Source organism: Nostocoides sp. (genome assembly GCF_035343835.1).
Lineage (GTDB): Bacteria > Actinomycetota > Actinomycetes > Actinomycetales > Dermatophilaceae > Nostocoides_A > Nostocoides_A vanveenii.
Window position 1 is genome coordinate 1 of record NZ_DAOQZV010000052.1, and the last position, 16,330, is coordinate 16,330.

A 16,330-nucleotide genomic window follows, 5' to 3' on the forward strand; every position below is an offset into this window, starting at 1 on the left:
ACCACGTCGCCGTCCTGCATCACATAATCCTTGCCCTCGAGGCGAGCCTTGCCGGCGGACTTGACCGAGGCCATCGAGCCGAGCTCGTCGAGGTCGGCGAAGGAGACCACCTCGGCCTTGATGAAGCCCTTCTGGAAGTCGGTGTGGATGACGCCCGCGGCTTGGGGCGCGGTCCAGCCTTGCCGAATCGTCCAGGCCCGCGACTCCTTGGGACCGGCCGTCAGGTAGGTCTGCAGGCCGAGCGTGTGGAAGCCCACCCGCGCGAGCTGATCGAGGCCGGACTCCTCGGCGCCGAAGCTCTGGAGCAGCTCCAGTCCCTCCTCGTCGGACATGTCCATCAGGTCCATCTCGAGCTTGGCGTTGAGGAAGACCGCATCGGCCGGCGCGACGAGCGCCCGCAGCTTCTCCCGCAGGTCGCTCTCAGCGAGTTGGTCCTCGTCGAGGTTGAAGACGTAGATGAACGGCTTCGTCGTCAACAGGCCCAGCGACGATGCGGCGGCGAGGTCGACGCCGGCGGCGGCTCCGCCGGCATACAAGGTCGTGCCTTCTTCGAGAACCCGTTGCGCCGCAACGGCATTGTCGTATGCCGGCCGGACATCCTTCTTGATCTTCGACTCCTTTTCCAGCCGCGGGACGGCCTTCTCCAGAGTCTGCAAATCGGCGAGGATCAACTCGGTGTGGATGGTCTCGATGTCGCCGGCCGGGTCGACTTTGCCGTCCACGTGGACGACATCGCCGTCCTCGAAGGCGCGCACGACCTGGCAGATCGCGTCGGCCTCACGGATGTTCGCGAGGAATTTGTTGCCGAGCCCTTCGCCGACCGACGCCCCCTTGACGATGCCGGCGATGTCGACGAAGGACACCGTGGCGGGCAGGATCCGCTCGCTGCCAAAGATCTCTGCCAGGCGCGTCAGCCGCGGGTCGGGCAGCGGGACCACGCCGACATTCGGCTCGATCGTCGCGAACGGATAGTTCGCCGCGAGGACGTTGTTTTTGGTCAGGGCGTTGAAGAGTGTCGATTTGCCGACATTGGGCAGTCCGACGATGCCGATGGTGAGAGCCACGAGGTCAGGAGTCTACTTAGCGGTCAGGTGGATCACCAATGCCTGCTCCGGGTGCAGCGCTGGGAGCGAAAGCCCCAGATCCATTAGGACTGCTCCGCTGATGTCGGCACCGCCGGCGCTCCACCACGCGGGGCCGGCTTTCTGCTGCGTGCCGGGGATCTCGCCGAGCATGACCGGTTCGACGCGGTAGGTCGCCGCCGGGTCGAGACCGTCCAGACGGAGCAAGCCCGGGAACTCGGTGACATTGGTGCCGATCTGGGCATACGAGAAGATCGCCTCCCGCCGGTCGCGCGCGACCACGCCGTGGACGACCACCGGCCGGGTCGCGTCGTCGATCCGCACCACGTCGCCACTGTGCAGAAAACCGCGATGCGCTTTGTACCACTCCACCGCGGTCTTGACCATGGTCATCTGCGCCGGTGTCAAGGTCGCGAGATTCCACTCGATGCCGAGATGGCCGAAGACCGCGCTCGCCACCCGCAGCGGGAAGGGTGAGGTGCGCCCCGTCGTGTGCGCATGCGGTCCACCGATGTGCTGACCGATCAGCTCGGGCGGCACCACGAGTGAGGTCCACAGGTTGATCTGCTGCCGTTCGATGGCGTCGATGGTGTCACTGGCCCAGAGCCGGTCGGTGCGCGCGAGGATGCCGAGATCGACCCGTCCCCCGCCGGAGGCGCAGGTCTCGAACTCGACATCGGGATGACGCTCGCGCAGCGTGTCGAACAGCCGGTAGAGCGCGATCGTCTGCCCGTGCGCGGCCGCTCGGCCCTCGTGGGCCGCGTCGGTCAGCCCGCGGTTGTCGTCCCACTTGACGAAGGCGATCGCGTTGTCGCTGAGCAGCGCGTCCAGGCGGCCCAGGATGTGTGCGAAGCACTCCTCGTTGGCGAGGTCGATGACCTGCTGATGGCGCGCCAGCAAGGGGTCGCGGCCCTCGACGGCCAGCATCCATTCCGGGTGCTCCCGCAACAGATCGGAGTCGGGATTGGCCATCTCGGGCTCGACCCAGATGCCGAAATCCATTCCCCGAGAACGCACATGGTCGATGAGCGGTCCGAGCCCGTCGGGCCAGACCTCCTGCGAGACGACCCAGTCTCCCAGGCCTTTGGTGTCATTGCGCCGCGAGCCGAACCAGCCGTCGTCCAGGACGAAGCGTTCGACGCCGGCCTCGGCCGCAGCGTCGGCGAGTTCGGTGAGCACCTCGAGTCGGTGATCGAAATAGACGGCCTCCCACGTGTTGAGCAGGACCTTGCGGGGCGTGGTCGGGTGGGAGGGGCGAGAGCGCACGAAGCCGTGGAAGGCCGCACTGATTCCGTCCAGGCCGCGCGCACTGTAGGCCGCGAGGAGGTCGGGCGCGTCATACGTCTCGCCGGGCGCCAGGATCATCTCGCCGGGGGCGAACATTTCCCCCGCGCCGAGTTGGGCGAAGCCGCCGGGGCTGCGTTCGGCGAAGGAGACACAGTCTCCGCTCCAGGCGAGGTGGACCGCCCAGACGCGACCCGCGCGGAAGCCGAAGCCCGGGTCACCGACGCATAAGGCGAGGGGCCCGTCGTGGCTGGGGCGCCCCTCATACGACTCGCGGACCCAGCTGCCCATCCCGAGCGGCAGTCGCTGGGGCGTGCGCTCCCGGCACCAGCGGCCGGTCAGGTCGAGAACCTCGACGGCATCCATCGGCAGGGGCACGCTGGATTCGAGGGCGGCCACGGCATACGGTCCGGGGCCGACATTGGTCAGCGCAGCGCCGATCTGAAGCAGCCCGTCCGGATGCATCGTGTAGGTGAGGGATAGATCGAGGCCGGCCGTGGCGTCATGGGCACCTAGGCGCAGGCTCGCGTCATCATGGGAGAGCGCCGTCGTCCGGAAGCAGGGGGCGAAGCGGGTGCCGTCGGGAGCCGACCCGCGAAGGCCGTCCCGAAGGCGCCACCGGTCCACAGCCAAGGGCACAATCCGGCGGGCCAGCGGCTCGTCCATCGAACAGTGCGGGACGGGAGCACGCAGAGTGGCCTCCAGTTCCTCCGCGCTCACCGCGTCGGGCAGCCGGGCTCCCCAGTGCAAGACGACGGGGAGAGCATCGCCGTCGGTCGCCGCAATGAAGGAAGTCGTCTCGCTGCGCAGATGGATCAGGGTCACGTGGCACGTCCTCGGGCCGATTCGGATGAGCGAGGACGAGCCTAGAGGGCCGGTCCGACAACGCCTTGGCGTGGCGCCGAATTCTCCAGATAAGGCGGTGTGTCGCGGGCCACGCAGGCGGCAATCAGCCGGGCGGCGTAGGGGGCCGTGCGCTCGGCGACGACGCTGGGATCGGCCCAGTGGACGGCAACGATCTCGCGGGGCTGAAGGGTCAGCCGATCGATCCAATCGGCGTCCACGCGCCCCAGGTCGAACAGGAAGAGGACGGCGTCGTCCCACCCTCGATAGGGCGGCAACCAGGTCGTGGTCACCAAACCCATAACGGGCAGGTCGACGCCGAGTTCCTCGCGGCATTCGCGCTCGACGCAGGTCGCCGGCGACTCGAATTTGTCGACCACGCCGCCGGGCAGATCCCATTCGTTCTTGTAGGTCAACTGGCAGAGCAGCACCTCGTCGCGCTCGTTGCGAAGCAGACCCTGGGCGATCACGCGCTTGGTGGGCAAGCGCTCGTTGAGAATTGCCGTGAAGTCGGTGCGGCCCTGGTCCGTGGACAGGTCGGCCGTCGGCCGCGGGTGGGTCGCGCGGCTCGCGGGATCGCTCGGATCGGGCATGACCGCGAGGCTACCCGGGCGGCGGATCGTCGCAGGTGGATGGGGTTGTCGGTACTGCCTGATTGGGTATGGCTCATGGAGATCTGGCTGCTCACCACCGCTCCCGCGGTGCTCGCCGCGGCGTTAGTCGGGCTGCTCGTGCACCTGCGCGGCGCGGCTCGGTTCGCGGCAGCCACGACGGAGCGTGACCTGCTGCGCGACCGGGTCCGTGACCTCGAAGCGGCACTGGCCGAGGACGCCGAGACCGCGGCCGCCCTGCGCCCGGTCCACGAGAGCATCGCGCGCGTGGAGCGACAGGTGGCCGTCCTCGAACGCGACCGGGTCGACCAGTTCAGCGCCGTGCGTTCGGCTCTGCTGCGCGTCGAGGACGAGACCTCGGCCCTTGGCCGACATACCGCGTCGCTCGCCGGTTCGCTCAACGCCTCCTCGGTGCGCGGCGCCTGGGGTGAGGTCCAGCTGCGGCGCGTCCTGGAGCATGCCGGGATGTTGTCCCGCTGCGATTTCGAGGAGCAGGTCGCCGCGACGAGTCAGCACGGGCGAGCGGTGCGCCCCGATGTGGTCGTGCGCCTGCCCGGCGGGCGGGTTCTGGTTGTGGACGCGAAGGCGCCCATGACGGCGTTCTTGCAGGCGCAGGGCGAGGACGTGGAGGCGTCCGAGCGGTCGGCCCTCCTTGCCGACCACGCCCGGGCGTTGACCGGTCATGTGGACGCGCTCGCGGCCAAGGACTACTGGTCGGCGTTCACGACCTCGCCGGAGGCCGTGCTCTGCTTCGTCCCCTCCGACGCCATGCTCTCGTCGGCGCTCGCTGCCGATCCGGGCCTGCACGAGCGGGCGATGGCCAAGCGCGTGGTCGTGGTCGGCCCGGGCGCCTTGCTGGCGGTGCTTCGCTCGGTGGCCTTCACGTGGCAGCAGGACGCCCTGGCCACCAACGCCGAGGAGCTGCTGGTCGTCGGGCGCGAACTGTATGCCCGCCTGGCCACCCTGGGCGGGCACGCGGCGAAGCTCGGACGGAGCCTGACCGGGAGCGTCGAGGCCTACAACGCCCTGATCGGCGGCCTGGAAGCCCGGGTGCTGGTCAGCGCACGACGATTGCACGACCTGGGCATCGGTGGCTCAGAGCTGCCCCAGATGGGCCCGGTGACGGCGGCGGCGCGGCCGTTGACGGCCTATGAACTCATCGACGCGGTGACCGCGACGGACCGGCGGCCGGAACTGCTCGTCGATCCACCGGCCGGGACGGAGGGCGAAATGGCGGCAAGTTGAACCTCGGTCAGTGCAATGAGCCGGCGAACGAGCCGTCGTGCCGCATCTTGTCCGACATTCCACGTGCCTTGAGGTCGCGCCGGATCTCGTTGGGCAAGGAGAAGGTCAACGACTCCTCGGCGGCGATCACCGGGGTGACCTCGTCATAGCCGCGTCCGGCGAGGAAGTCCAGGACCCCCCGGACGAGAACTTCGGGCACCGACGCACCCGAGGTGACGCCCACGACCTCGACATCGTCGAGCCAGGTCGGGTCGATTTCGTCCGCATAGTCGACGAGATGTCCCGCACGAGCACCGTGCTCGAGTGCGACCTCGACGAGGCGCACCGAGTTGGAGGAGTTGCGGGAGCCGACGACGATCATCAGATCGCAGTCCTTGGCCATCTGCTTGACCGCGAGCTGGCGGTTCTGGGTGGCGTAGCAAATGTCGTCGCTGGGCGGGTCCTGCATCGCCGGGAAGCGCTCGCGCAGGCGGCGAACCGTCTCCATCGTCTCGTCGACCGAGAGCGTGGTCTGCGAGAGCCAGACGACCTTCTCGGGGTCGCGGACGGTGATGTGGTCGACGTCGTCGGGGCCTTCGACGAGGGTGATGTGCTCGGGCGCCTCGCCCGAGGTGCCGACGACCTCCTCGTGCCCCTCGTGGCCAATGAGCAGGATGTCGTAGTCGTGCGTGGCGAAGCGCACGGCCTCGCGGTGCACCTTGGTCACCAGGGGGCAGGTGGCGTCGATGGTCTTCAGCCCGAGCGAGCGGGCTTCCTCGTGCACCACGGGAGCGACGCCGTGGGCGGAGAAGACGACGGTCGCGCCCTCGGGCACCTGCTGGGTCTCGTCGACAAAGATCGCGCCGCGCTTCTCCAGGGTGGTCACGACGTGCTTGTTGTGGACGATCTCCTTGCGGACATAGACGGGCGGCCCGTAGAGCTCCAGCGCCTTCTCGACGGTCACCACTGCCCGGTCGACACCGGCGCAATAGCCGCGTGGCGCGGCCAGGAGAACACGCTTGCGCGGGCTCGCGGGAGGGGTCATCTGGGCAGAACTCATGCCTCCATCGTAAGTTGCCCTCCGCACGCCTTAGGCTCGCGCGAGTGACCAGCTCGCCCTCCAGCCTGCCCGAACGGGCGGCCGACACCACGCCCGAGCACCCCTGGCCGGTGCGCGTGCTGAGCATGAAGATCGGCGAGTACATCGAGAAGATGTCGGTCGTCTGGATCGAAGGCCAGATCGTCCAACTCAACCGGCGACCAGGTGGCCGGACGGCCTTTTTGACCTTGCGTGACCCCGACGTCGATATGTCTTTCTCGGTCGCCATCGCCACCACGGCGCTCGATGCCATGGCGCGCCCGGTCGGTCAGGGCGAACGGGTGGTCATCCAGTGCAAGCCGGCCTTCTGGGAGCAGCGCGGCCAGCTGACCCTCGATGCCCGTCAGATCCGGCCGGTCGGCATCGGCGAACTGCTGGCGCGGATCGACTACCTCAAGCGAATGCTCGCCTCGGAGGGCATCTTCGCGGCCGAGCGCAAACGCCGCCTGCCCTTCCTGCCGCAGACCATCGGTCTGATCAGCGGACGCGCGAGCGCGGCCGAACGCGATGTCGTGGAGAACGTCGCCCGCCGCTGGCCGGGTATGGCTTTCGAGATCCGGTCGGTCGCTGTCCAGGGCGTCAATGCCGTCGAGGAGGTATGCCGTGCGCTCGCCGACCTCGATGCCCTCCCCCATGTCGACGTCATCGTCATCGCCCGCGGCGGCGGGTCGGTCGAGGACCTCCTGGCCTTCAGCAATGAGAGCCTGATCCGGGCCGTCGCCGCTGCCCGCACCCCGGTCGTCAGCGCCATCGGTCACGACATCGACACCCCCCTCCTGGACTATGTGGCGGATGTCCGAGCGTCCACACCCACCCACGCGGCGAGCCTCGTCGTTCCCGACGCCCGCGCTGTGCGCACCGAACTCGACACCGCCCGCGATCGCCTCCGCCGCGCGGTCGCCGACCACCTCCTCCGAGAGCGCCGCCGGCTGGTCGAGCTGACCAGCCGGCCGGTGCTGACCGACCGAACGGCATACGTCAGGACGCAGCGGGCGGAGATCGCGGCCTACCGCCGGCGGGCCCATCTTCGGGCCGAGGCACTCATCGGGCGAGACCGCGACCGCGTCGAGCACCTGCGCCGGCAGGCGCGGCTGCTCTCGCCGCAAGCCACCCTCGATCGCGGCTACGCCCTGGTCACCGAGCCCGACGGCACGATCGTTACCGACCAGGAGCAGGTCGGGGTCGGCGACCTGCTGCGCGTGCGTGTGGCCCGCGGCGACTTCGCCGTCCGGGCGAGCGACGCCTGACGCCGACCCCTCCGTAGCCACCGGTCGGTGTCGGACCCACGCCGTAGGCTTGCCGCCCATGAGCACCGCGACCGACTCCGACATCGCCGACCTGTCCTATGAGCAGGCCCGCGACGAACTCGTGGGTCTCGTGGCCAAACTCGAGGGCGGCCAGGTCGGCCTCGAGGACGCCATGACCCTGTGGCGGCGGGGCGAGGCGCTCGCCGCGCACTGCACGGCCTGGCTCGAGCGCGCCGAGGCCAGCCTGCGTGCCCAGACCGACGCGGAGGGCGCGGGCACGGACTAGTCGCACCGGATCGGCGCCCCACGACAGCGACGAACGCCCCTCGCCCAACGAAGGAGTCTCGATGGCCGACGCCCTGGTCACCTATGCCGTCACCGACGTGCACATCGCCCGAATCACCCTCGATGATCCGGCACGGCGCAATGCGCTCTCGGACGCCATGCTCGACCAACTCATCGGCGCGTGCGAGCGCGCCCGCGATGACGACGAGGTGCGCGTGGTCGTCATCGGCACGAGCCACGAGCGGATATTCTCGGCCGGCGGCGATCTGCGCGCTCTGGCCTCGGACTCCTCGGCCGTCGAGAAGTTTGCCGATCTTGACAGATTCCCGCGCCTGGTCAGCCTCATCGGCAAACTCCACAAGCCGGTGATCTGCGCGGCCGGCGGGGACGTCCTTGCCGGCGCCTTCGGACTGGCCCTCGCCTGCGATTTCATCATCGCCAAGGACGGCGTCAGCTTCGGCTGCCCCGAGATCAACGTCGGCCTTTTTCCCTTCATGATTTCCGCACTCATTTATCGCAATCTGCCTCGGATGAAGGCGAACGAGTTGATGCTTCTGGGCAAGCCGGTCACGGCCGCCGAGGCCCTGACCTGGGGATTCGTCAACCGAGTCGTGCCGGCCGCGCAGTTCGATGACGCCGTCACCGAGTGGGCTCGCGAACTCGTCGGCACGTCGCCACTGCTGATGCGCATGGGCAAGGACGCGCTGGACGCCACCCGGGACCTGGCCCTTCCCGAGGCCCTCGACGCCCTCCGGGCGCAACTGGCCCTGGCCTTCACCACCGCCGACATCCGCGAGGGAGTCACCGCCTTCCTCGAACGCCGCGAGCCGCGCTGGACCGGCCGCTGACCGCCTCCGCGCTCACCGCATCCGCACTCACCGCCCGCCGACCGCACCCGGGTCGCGGCCCTGCGGGAGGATCGCCGTATGACCGCACCCCCCTCCCACGTCGTCGTGGTCGGTGCGTCGCTGGCCGGGTTGCACGCGGTCCGGGGACTTCGCCGACGCGGATTCAGCGGCCGGATAGTCCTGGTTGGGGCGGAGCACTACCGACCGTATGACCGTCCACCCCTGTCCAAGGAGTTCCTCTGGGGCCGCGCGGAACCCACGCCCTACCTGATCGACGAGCAGGACTGGGATGCCCTGGACGTCGACGCCCGGCTGGGCGTCACCGCTACCTCGGTGGACAGGCACTCCCGAAGGGTCGCGCTCGGCGATGAGGACCTGTCCTACGACGCATTGGTGATCGCCACCGGGCTGAAGGCACGGCAGCTTCCCGGCCGAACCCTGCCTGGGGTGCACACCCTGCGCGGGGTCGGCGACGCCCGAAACATCCGCGAGGCATTCGACCGGGCAACGCGCCTGGTGGTCGTCGGCGCTGGTTTCATCGGGGCGGAGGTCGCGTCCGCCGCCCGGCGGCTTGGCGTCCATACGACCATCCTCGAAGCGGCCGCGACGCCTCTACGGGACGCCGTCGGGCCCACGGCAGGCGCAGCCCTCGCTCGCTTGCATGCCCGCCACGGCGTCGAACTGCATTGCGACACGGCGGTTTCCGAGATTCTGGGCGGCGATCGAGTCGCCGGACTTCGGTTGGCCGACGGATCGCAACTGGCCGCCGACCTCGTGGTGGTGGGCATCGGCGCCATCCCGGAGACGGATTGGCTGGCCGGTTCGGGCCTGGACCTGAATGACGGCGTGCTGTGCGATGCCACGCTCAAGGCCGCCGACGGCGTGTGGGCGGCGGGCGATATCGCGCGGTGGCCCAATCCGACCTTCGGCACCACGATGCGCCTCGAACACTGGACCAATGCGATGCAGCAGGGCGACCACGTCGCAGCCAACCTGCTGGATCCGGAGCATGCCACGGAGTTCGCCGAGGTGCCCTACTTTTGGTCGCAGTGGTATAGCCAGTTCATCCAGTGCGTGGGGATGCCGATTGGCGAACCGGCCCTGGTTGTCGGCGACTGGGACGCCGAGGAGTTCGTGGCGCTCTATCGGGACGGCGAGCGCTTGGTCGGCGCCCTGACCCTCAACCGGCGCCGCGACATCATGCGTTATCGGCGGCTGATCGGCGCGCGCACAGCGTGGGACGCCGCCCTGGCCGCCGCTCCCCGGTAACCGTCCGGCCGCTCCCCCGCCGCCCCGCAGAACCCGGTTTGGAGGCGCCCGGTCAGGAGCGGAAAGGCTGCAGGTGCTCGGCGAAGACCTTCAGCTCCTCCAGCGTCCCGTCGCCGGTGACGATGGTGGTCAGCTGCCCCGGCCCGGGCGCGACGAGGCTGTTCTGCGTCTTGATGTCCCGCACGTAAAGCTGCCAGGTGCGCCCGGCAGCCACCTCGGCACCCTTGACCGGCGCCCGGTTGGTTTGCTGAGTGATCCACTTCTTGGTGGCATCCGCGGTCTGCTCCACCGCGATGTAGTGCCCGTCCGGCGAGGTGTAGCCGACATGCCAGGTCGGCAGATTGTCGGTGGACGGCACAAAACGCACCGCACTCGGGCGCCAGCCGTCGGGCAGGTCGGCGGGCACCTCGATGGGCCAGCCCGTCTCGCGGGCGACACTCGTCGCCAGGCCCGAGACGTCGACCGGTGGCCCCGACAGCGTGTTGGTGCGCGCCACCGCGAAGAAGATCACGGCCATGAAGGCCACGATGAGCGCGAGCGATCGCACCATGTTCGCCGCGGACCCCCGCGCGTAGTGGCTGGCCGACGCGCTCGTCGGGGCCGAGGCGGTCGGCGCGACGGTGGGCTCACTCATACGGGCTATCGTCGCTCATCGGCTGCGGCGTGCCCAAACCGCCTCACCCCCGCCGGCCCGCCGGGACGACGCCGCGCGGAATCAGTAGAGTTCAGATGTCGGTTCGGGCCACGCGTCATTCGAAGGGTCAGCAATGGGGCAGCAGGAGGCACGTGAGTTCCTTGTCATCGGCGAAGCGCTGATCGACATCGCCCAGCGGTATGCCGAGAATCCCGTCGAGCACGTGGGTGGCTCGCCGGCAAATGTCGCGGTCGGCCTGGCTCGCCTGGACAACACGGTGCAGTTCGCGACTTGCCTCGGCGACGACGCCCGCGGCGAACGCATCCGTTCGCATCTTTCGCGCCGCAATGTCACCGTCATCTCGAAGCCGACCGAGCGCGCGACCTCGACGGCGCAGGCGAATATCGACGAGGGCGGGGCGGCCACCTACCTCTTCGACATCACCTGGGACCCGGGCGTTATTGAGCTCGGCGAGGAGATCGGGCACATCCATACCGGCTCCATCGGCGCGGTGCTCCTGCCGGGCACCGATGACGTGGTCCGCGCCCTGCAGCAGGGCCGCGAGCAGGCCACCGTGTCCTACGACCCCAATGTGCGCCCGACCATCATGGGCGACCTGGACAAGGTCCGCGCCCAGATCGAATCCATCATCGGCTACTCCGATGTCGTCAAGGCCAGCAGCGACGACCTCGAACTGCTCTACCCGGGAATGAGCATCGAAGCGATCCTCACTCGGTGGGGCACCCTCGGCCCAACCCTGACCGTCGCGACCCGTGCGGCGGACGGCGTCAGCTTCCGATTGACGAACTCCGGTGACTTTGTGACCCTGGCCGCACCCCCGACCCGCGTCGTGGATACCGTTGGGGCAGGAGATTCGTTCATGGCGGGGCTACTGTCCGGCTTGTCCTCCAGCGGCCTGATCGGTGGCGTGGACGCCCGCGACCGGCTCCACCGGGCGAGCGTCGCGGACATCACGCCCGCGATCCAGCGGGGCAGCCGCTGCGGGGCCATCACCGTCTCGCACGCGGGCGCCTACGCTCCGAGCTTGGACGAGTTGTGATGACAGCGGGAAGGACCGTGCGGCGATGGCCGATTTTGCGTTCGAACACCTGCTCCCCGGGGCGGGGAGCAATGGCACGGAGCAGACGCCCTGGCGGCTGCTGACCACCGAGGGCGTCGAGGTCGTCGCCGGCCCGGGCGGTCGCCAGTTCCTGCAGGTCGCGCCCGATGCGCTGCGCACGCTGACCGAGACCGCGATGCACGACATCGCGCACTACTTGCGTCCCGCTCACCTGCAGCAACTCGCCACCATCCTCGCCGACGACGAGGCGAGCAATAACGACAAATTCGTCGCCCTCGACCTGCTCAAGAACGCCAATATCGCCGCGGGCGGCGTGCTCCCGATGTGCCAGGACACCGGCACCGCGATCGTCGTCGGCAAGCGCGGTCAGCACGTCCTGACCGACGGCGACGACGAGATGGCGATCTCCGAGGGTGTGTATGACGCCTACACCCGCCTCAACCTGCGCTACAGCCAGATGGCCCCGGTGACGATGTGGGAGGAGAAGAACACGGGGTCCAACCTCCCCGCGCAGATCGAGATGTATTCCGACACCGCCGTCGGCCACGAGACGACCTACAAGTTCCTGTTCATGGCCAAGGGCGGCGGCAGCGCCAACAAGTCCTATCTGTTCCAGGAGACCAAAGCCATCCTCAACCCGGACGGGATGCTGCGCTTCCTCGATGAGAAGCTCCGCGGCCTGGGCACGGCCGCCTGCCCGCCCTATCACCTGGCCATCGTCATCGGCGGCACGAGCGCCGAATACGCCCTGAAGACCGCGAAGTATGCCAGCGCCAAATACCTCGATGCGCTGCCCACCTCGGGCGACGCCGCCACCGGCCACGGCTTCCGCGACCTCGGCCTCGAGGCCCAGGTCCTGGAGTTGACCCGCCAGTTCGGGATCGGCGCGCAGTTCGGTGGGAAGTACTTCTGCCACGACGTACGCGTCATCCGCCTGCCGCGCCACGGTGCGTCGCTACCCGTGGCGATCGCCGTCTCGTGCTCGGCCGACCGCCAGGTGCTGGGCAAGATCACCGCCGAGGGCGTCTTCATCGAGCAGCTGGAGACCGATCCGGCGCGGTTCCTGCCCGATGCGACCCATGAGTCCCTCGGCGCCCACGCCGGCGAGGCGGTCGGCGCGGGCTCGACCGGCCAGGGCGCCGTCGTCGCCATCGACCTCAACCGACCGATGCCCGAAATCCTCGCCGAGTTGAGCAAGCACCCGGTCAAGACCCGCCTGTCGCTGACCGGCCCGCTGGTCGTGGCCCGCGACATCGCGCACGCCAAGATCCGCGAACGGCTCGACGCCGGCGAGGAAATGCCGGCCTACCTGCGCGACCACCCGGTCTACTACGCCGGCCCGGCGAAGACACCGGCCGGTATGCCGTCAGGCTCCTTCGGTCCGACCACCGCCGGCCGGATGGACTCCTATGTCGATCAGTTCCAGGCGGCCGGGGGCTCGATGGTCATGCTGGCCAAGGGCAATCGCAGCCAGCAGGTCACCGATGCCTGCCAGGCGCACGGCGGCTTCTATCTCGGCTCCATCGGTGGGCCGGCCGCGCGGCTCGCCCAGGACTGCATCAAGTCGGTCGAGGTCATCGAATACCCGGAGTTGGGCATGGAGGCGATCTGGAAGATCGAGGTTGAGGACTTCCCCGCCTTCATCGTCGTCGACGACAAGGGCAACGACTTCTTCGCCTCGGTGACCAAACCCGTCGCGTTCACGATCGGGAAACGGCAAGGACTATGACAGCGAGCCCCGACCGGGTCCTGACCCCGGCCACGGCCTGGAAGCGCCTGCTGGACGGGAACGCGCGGTTCGTGGCGGAGCAAAGCGAACACCCCAACCAGGACATCGGGTTGCGCCACCAGCTAGCGGGCTATCAAAACCCGTTCGCCATCTTCTTCGGCTGCGGCGACTCCCGGGTGGCGGCGGAGATCATCTTCGACCAGGGCCTGGGCGACCTCTTCGTCGTCCGCACGGCCGGGCATGTCATCGACCCCAGTGTGCTCGGGTCGCTCGAGTTCGGTGTCGCGGTGCTCGATTGCCCGCTGATCGTGGTCCTGGGGCACGACTCCTGCGGCGCCGTCAAGGCCGCGATGGAGGCCGTCGCCACGGGGATTATGCCGCCCGGTTATCTGCGCGACATCGTCGAACGGGTGACCCCGAGTGTCCTGGTCGCGACGCGGGCAGGGCGGACCTCGGTCGAGCAGATCGAGGGCGAGCACGTCGCCCAGACCTGCCACTTGATCGCCGATCGCTCGGCCATCATCGCCGAGCGCATCAGCGACGGCCGGCTCGCGATCGTCGGCGCCGAGTATCACCTCGCCCATGGCGCGGCCCAGGTTGTGACCGTCGTCGGCGACGTCTCAATCGCCGAATGAGCTTGCGCCTGCAGGCGATTCACCTTCATTCGGTCAAGAGCACGGCCATCCGGCCGGTCCCGTATGCCGGCGTGGACGCCCTCGGCCTGACTGGCGACCGCCGCAGGATGGTCGCCGACCGGGCGGGCGAATGGGTCACGGCGCGCCAGTTGCGCGCCCTCTTCCGGGTGGTTGGGGAACCCCGCAGACGGCCGGCGAGGCCGTGGCCCGGCGCCAGCGCTGGATCGACGAGAGCGCCGATTTCGCTGCAGCGCAGGACATTCCGGTGCACGGATTTCGGCCGAACCGCATCGTGGACGGCGACGTCGAAGCCTTTGCCGAGGGACACCTGCGGCACGGTCGAGGTGGGCGAGGTCAGCCGCCAGGTAGATGTGGTTGGGTATGCCGTTGACACCCGACGGTGTCGGTGGTACCAGGGTGGTCGATGCATCTGTGCGATGACGTGACGACCACGTCCCGTGATCTTGGGATAGGGAAGTAGGTGAACTTTGGTGTACCCGTGTACATGATCGAAGGCCTGGGGTTGCTCGGCGAGCATGTGTGAATTGGGTCCGCCGCATTGTGGTCCATCGCTATGTGTCCGTTACGCCTCTCGGGCGGGCATGCCCTTTACGCGCCGGTCAACTGACCGGTGGTGCTGAGGCGAGGCAATCCTTGACGACGGCAGCCAGGCGATCGGCAACCGCCCGCGCCTGCTCCTGCGTGGCGGCCTCGACCATCACCCGGACGAGTGGCTCGGTGCCCGACTTGCGCAGCAGCACGCGACCGTTGTCCCCGAGCGCCACGACCTCAGTGGCGACAGCCGCCTGCAGCGTCTCGTCGGACTCGACCCGTGCGGTGTCGACGCCCTTGACGTTGACGAGCACCTGCGGCAGCCGAGTCATGACCGCGGCCAACTCGGCCAGAGGTGTGCGGGTCGCCGCCACGCGAGCTGCGACTAGCAGACCGGTCAGCACACCGTCGCCGGTCGTGCCGTGGTCGCTGATGATCACGTGCCCGGACTGCTCGCCACCGAGGGAGAAGTTGCCCTCGCGCATCTTCTCCAGCACATAACGGTCACCGACGCCGGTCTTGAGCACTGTCACGCCCTCGCGCGACATCGCTTGCAGCAGACCGAGATTCGACATGACGGTGGCCACGAGCGTGTCGTCGGCCAGGGCGCCGCGGTCCTTCATCGCCAGCGCCAGGATCGCCATGATCTGATCGCCGTCGACCACCTCACCGGCGGCATCGACGGCCAGGCAGCGGTCGGCGTCGCCGTCGTGCGCGATGCCGAAGTCGGCGCCGCGCGTGACCACGGCCTCCTGCAGGTGCTCGAGGTGGGTCGAGCCGTAGCCATCGTTGATGTTGAGCCCGTCCGGCTCGCAGCCGATCTCGAAAACGTCGGCCCCCGCGAGCCGGAAGACCTCCGGCGAGACCGCGCTCGCTGCCCCGTGCGCGCCATCGATGACGACGGTGAGCCCGTCCAACCGGTTGGGCAGCGCGGCGAGGAGGTGCGCGACATACCGGGCCTGGCCGGCGCGGTTGCGGTGGACACGGCCGACTTCGGCACCCACCGGCCGGACCCAGTCCTTGCCGTAGAGCGCGGCGATCTCGTCCTCGACCGCGTCGGGGAGCTTGTGCCCGCCGGCCGCGAAGAACTTGATGCCGTTGTCGGGCATGGCATTGTGCGAGGCCGAGAGCATGACGCCGAAGTGGGCGTCCATGTCGGCCGTCAGGAAGGCCACCGCCGGCGTGGGCAGCACGCCGGCGTCATGGACATCGACGCCCGCCGAGGCGAGCCCGGCAATGACGGCCGCCGCGAGGAACTCCCCCGACGCGCGCGGGTCCCGTCCGACGACGGCCTTCGGCTTGCGACCCACGGTCCGGGCGGGCTGACCGAGCACCTGAGCCGCTGCGATGGACAGGCCCAGAGCGAGCTCGGCGGTGATCTTGTCATTCGCGAGTCCGCGCACGCCGTCGGTGCCGAAAAGTCGTGCCATCAGGGGGTGCCTTCCAAGTTCTGTGGGGGGGCCGATCGGCCACCAGAGCCGACGTGAATGGTAGTCGTGATCCGCATCGGGCCGTGCCCGCAGGCCGCGCGTCCCCGCCTGCGCGCCGCGTCAGTCCCGGTCGGGCAGGGCACGGAGGGCCTCGGTGGCCCAGGCGAGATGGGCACGGGCATGATGCTCGCCATACGCCAGCGTGAGCGCGCGATAGTCGTGCTCGGCGCCGGGTGGCTCGGTGTCCATATCGGCCCGGATGGCGGCGAATCGCGCCAGCGCGACCTCGGCACGCTCGATCTCCGCTTCGAGAAGCTCCCGGCTGCGCCCGGGCGGCAGTTGGGTGCCGAAGAACAAACGCAACAGCAGGCCGTTGCGAGGTGGCGTGGCGTGATGCGGCTCGGCCAGCCGCTCGCGCAGCAGGACTGTGCCCGCCGGGGTGATCTCGAAGCGGCTGCCGGAGGTGCGTCCGGGCGA

The 16,330-nt window shown here is 69.0% G+C and carries 15 protein-coding genes; 8 read left to right on the forward strand and 7 right to left on the reverse strand.

Annotation, left to right across the window (positions count from 1 at the left end):
- The 3 genes from ychF to PKH97_RS05705 form a co-directional block, all read right to left on the reverse strand.
- Positions 1-1,064, reverse strand: a 1,064-nt coding sequence (gene ychF / locus PKH97_RS05695; protein ID WP_324386441.1) for a redox-regulated ATPase YchF, incomplete at its 3' end; no start/stop codon positions are given.
- Between the two features lie 12 nt (positions 1,065-1,076).
- Positions 1,077-3,191: an alpha-galactosidase gene (locus PKH97_RS05700; protein ID WP_324386442.1), complete on the reverse strand. Its 2,115-nt coding sequence runs from the start codon at positions 3,189-3,191 to the stop codon at positions 1,077-1,079.
- Positions 3,192-3,232: 41 nt separating this feature from the next.
- Positions 3,233-3,802: an NUDIX hydrolase gene (locus tag PKH97_RS05705; protein ID WP_324386443.1), complete on the reverse strand. Its 570-nt coding sequence runs from the start codon at positions 3,800-3,802 to the stop codon at positions 3,233-3,235.
- A gap of 45 nt (positions 3,803-3,847) precedes the next feature.
- On the opposite strand from PKH97_RS05705, the gene PKH97_RS05710 reads away from it, so the two are divergent.
- A complete protein-coding gene (locus PKH97_RS05710) occupies positions 3,848-5,065 on the forward strand; it encodes a DNA recombination protein RmuC (RefSeq protein ID WP_324386444.1) in 1,218 nt (405 codons plus the stop codon).
- Between the two features lie 7 nt (positions 5,066-5,072).
- Here PKH97_RS05710 and PKH97_RS05715 read toward each other — a convergent pair whose 3' ends face one another.
- Positions 5,073-6,104, reverse strand: coding sequence for a 4-hydroxy-3-methylbut-2-enyl diphosphate reductase (locus PKH97_RS05715; RefSeq protein WP_324386445.1), 1,032 nt, complete (start codon positions 6,102-6,104; stop codon positions 5,073-5,075).
- A gap of 44 nt (positions 6,105-6,148) precedes the next feature.
- On the opposite strand from PKH97_RS05715, the gene xseA reads away from it, so the two are divergent.
- The 4 genes from xseA to PKH97_RS05735 all read left to right on the forward strand — a co-directional run bounded on the left by xseA (position 6,149) and on the right by PKH97_RS05735 (position 9,792).
- Positions 6,149-7,390 carry an exodeoxyribonuclease VII large subunit gene (xseA, locus tag PKH97_RS05720; protein ID WP_324386446.1) on the forward strand — a complete coding sequence of 414 codons (1,242 nt, stop codon included), beginning with the start codon at positions 6,149-6,151 and terminating at the stop codon, positions 7,388-7,390.
- A gap of 58 nt (positions 7,391-7,448) precedes the next feature.
- Positions 7,449-7,676, forward strand: a complete 228-nt coding sequence (locus PKH97_RS05725; RefSeq protein ID WP_324386447.1) for an exodeoxyribonuclease VII small subunit — start codon at positions 7,449-7,451, stop codon at positions 7,674-7,676.
- Positions 7,677-7,737: 61 nt separating this feature from the next.
- Positions 7,738-8,523: an enoyl-CoA hydratase/isomerase family protein gene (locus PKH97_RS05730; protein WP_324386448.1), complete on the forward strand. Its 786-nt coding sequence runs from the start codon at positions 7,738-7,740 to the stop codon at positions 8,521-8,523.
- A 78-nt stretch (positions 8,524-8,601) separates the two neighbouring features.
- Entirely contained in the window at positions 8,602-9,792 is a 1,191-nt protein-coding gene (locus PKH97_RS05735) for an FAD-dependent oxidoreductase (RefSeq protein WP_324386449.1), read from the forward strand.
- Positions 9,793-9,844: 52 nt separating this feature from the next.
- Here the strand turns inward: PKH97_RS05735 and PKH97_RS05740 are convergent, their stop codons facing one another.
- The gene (locus tag PKH97_RS05740) at positions 9,845-10,426 is read right to left on the reverse strand and encodes a DUF4245 domain-containing protein (protein WP_324386450.1); all 582 of its coding nucleotides are present in this window, start codon (positions 10,424-10,426) and stop codon (positions 9,845-9,847) included.
- Between the two features lie 133 nt (positions 10,427-10,559).
- On the opposite strand from PKH97_RS05740, the gene PKH97_RS05745 reads away from it, so the two are divergent.
- From PKH97_RS05745 to PKH97_RS05755, 3 genes are read left to right on the forward strand one after another with little or no spacing between them, the layout of a single operon-like run.
- A complete protein-coding gene (locus PKH97_RS05745) occupies positions 10,560-11,486 on the forward strand; it encodes a PfkB family carbohydrate kinase (RefSeq protein ID WP_324386451.1) in 927 nt (308 codons plus the stop codon).
- Positions 11,487-11,511: 25 nt separating this feature from the next.
- The gene (locus PKH97_RS05750) at positions 11,512-13,236 is read left to right on the forward strand and encodes a fumarate hydratase (RefSeq protein WP_324386452.1); all 1,725 of its coding nucleotides are present in this window, start codon (positions 11,512-11,514) and stop codon (positions 13,234-13,236) included.
- On the forward strand, positions 13,233-13,871 hold the full coding sequence (locus PKH97_RS05755; RefSeq protein ID WP_324386453.1) for a carbonic anhydrase: 639 nt from the start codon (positions 13,233-13,235) through the stop codon (positions 13,869-13,871). The genes PKH97_RS05750 and PKH97_RS05755 overlap by 4 nt, the downstream gene beginning before the upstream one ends.
- A 620-nt stretch (positions 13,872-14,491) precedes the next feature.
- Here the strand turns inward: PKH97_RS05755 and glmM are convergent.
- Both glmM and PKH97_RS05765 read right to left on the reverse strand, forming a co-directional pair.
- A complete protein-coding gene (gene glmM, locus PKH97_RS05760; RefSeq protein ID WP_324386454.1) occupies positions 14,492-15,853 on the reverse strand; it encodes a phosphoglucosamine mutase in 1,362 nt (453 codons plus the stop codon).
- 120 nt (positions 15,854-15,973) lie between these two features.
- Positions 15,974-16,330: hypothetical protein (locus PKH97_RS05765; RefSeq protein WP_324386455.1), on the reverse strand; the 357-nt coding region annotated here is incomplete at its 5' end.

Bases quoted from the DNA above. Each gene is read 5' to 3' on its own strand.
- PKH97_RS05755 (WP_324386453.1), top strand. From the start codon at position 13,233: ATGACAGCGAGCCCCGACCGGGTCCTGACCCCGGCCACGGCCTGGAAG.
- PKH97_RS05705 (WP_324386443.1), bottom strand. From the start codon at position 3,802: ATGCCCGATCCGAGCGATCCCGCGAGCCGCGCGACCCACCCGCGGCCG.
- PKH97_RS05745 (WP_324386451.1), top strand. From the start codon at position 10,560: ATGGGGCAGCAGGAGGCACGTGAGTTCCTTGTCATCGGCGAAGCGCTG.
- PKH97_RS05750 (WP_324386452.1), top strand. From the start codon at position 11,512: ATGGCCGATTTTGCGTTCGAACACCTGCTCCCCGGGGCGGGGAGCAAT.
- PKH97_RS05715 (WP_324386445.1), bottom strand. From the start codon at position 6,104: ATGAGTTCTGCCCAGATGACCCCTCCCGCGAGCCCGCGCAAGCGTGTT.
- PKH97_RS05725 (WP_324386447.1), top strand. From the start codon at position 7,449: ATGAGCACCGCGACCGACTCCGACATCGCCGACCTGTCCTATGAGCAG.
- PKH97_RS05730 (WP_324386448.1), top strand. From the start codon at position 7,738: ATGGCCGACGCCCTGGTCACCTATGCCGTCACCGACGTGCACATCGCC.
- glmM (WP_324386454.1), bottom strand. From the start codon at position 15,853: ATGGCACGACTTTTCGGCACCGACGGCGTGCGCGGACTCGCGAATGAC.
- PKH97_RS05735 (WP_324386449.1), top strand. From the start codon at position 8,602: ATGACCGCACCCCCCTCCCACGTCGTCGTGGTCGGTGCGTCGCTGGCC.
- PKH97_RS05740 (WP_324386450.1), bottom strand. From the start codon at position 10,426: ATGAGTGAGCCCACCGTCGCGCCGACCGCCTCGGCCCCGACGAGCGCG.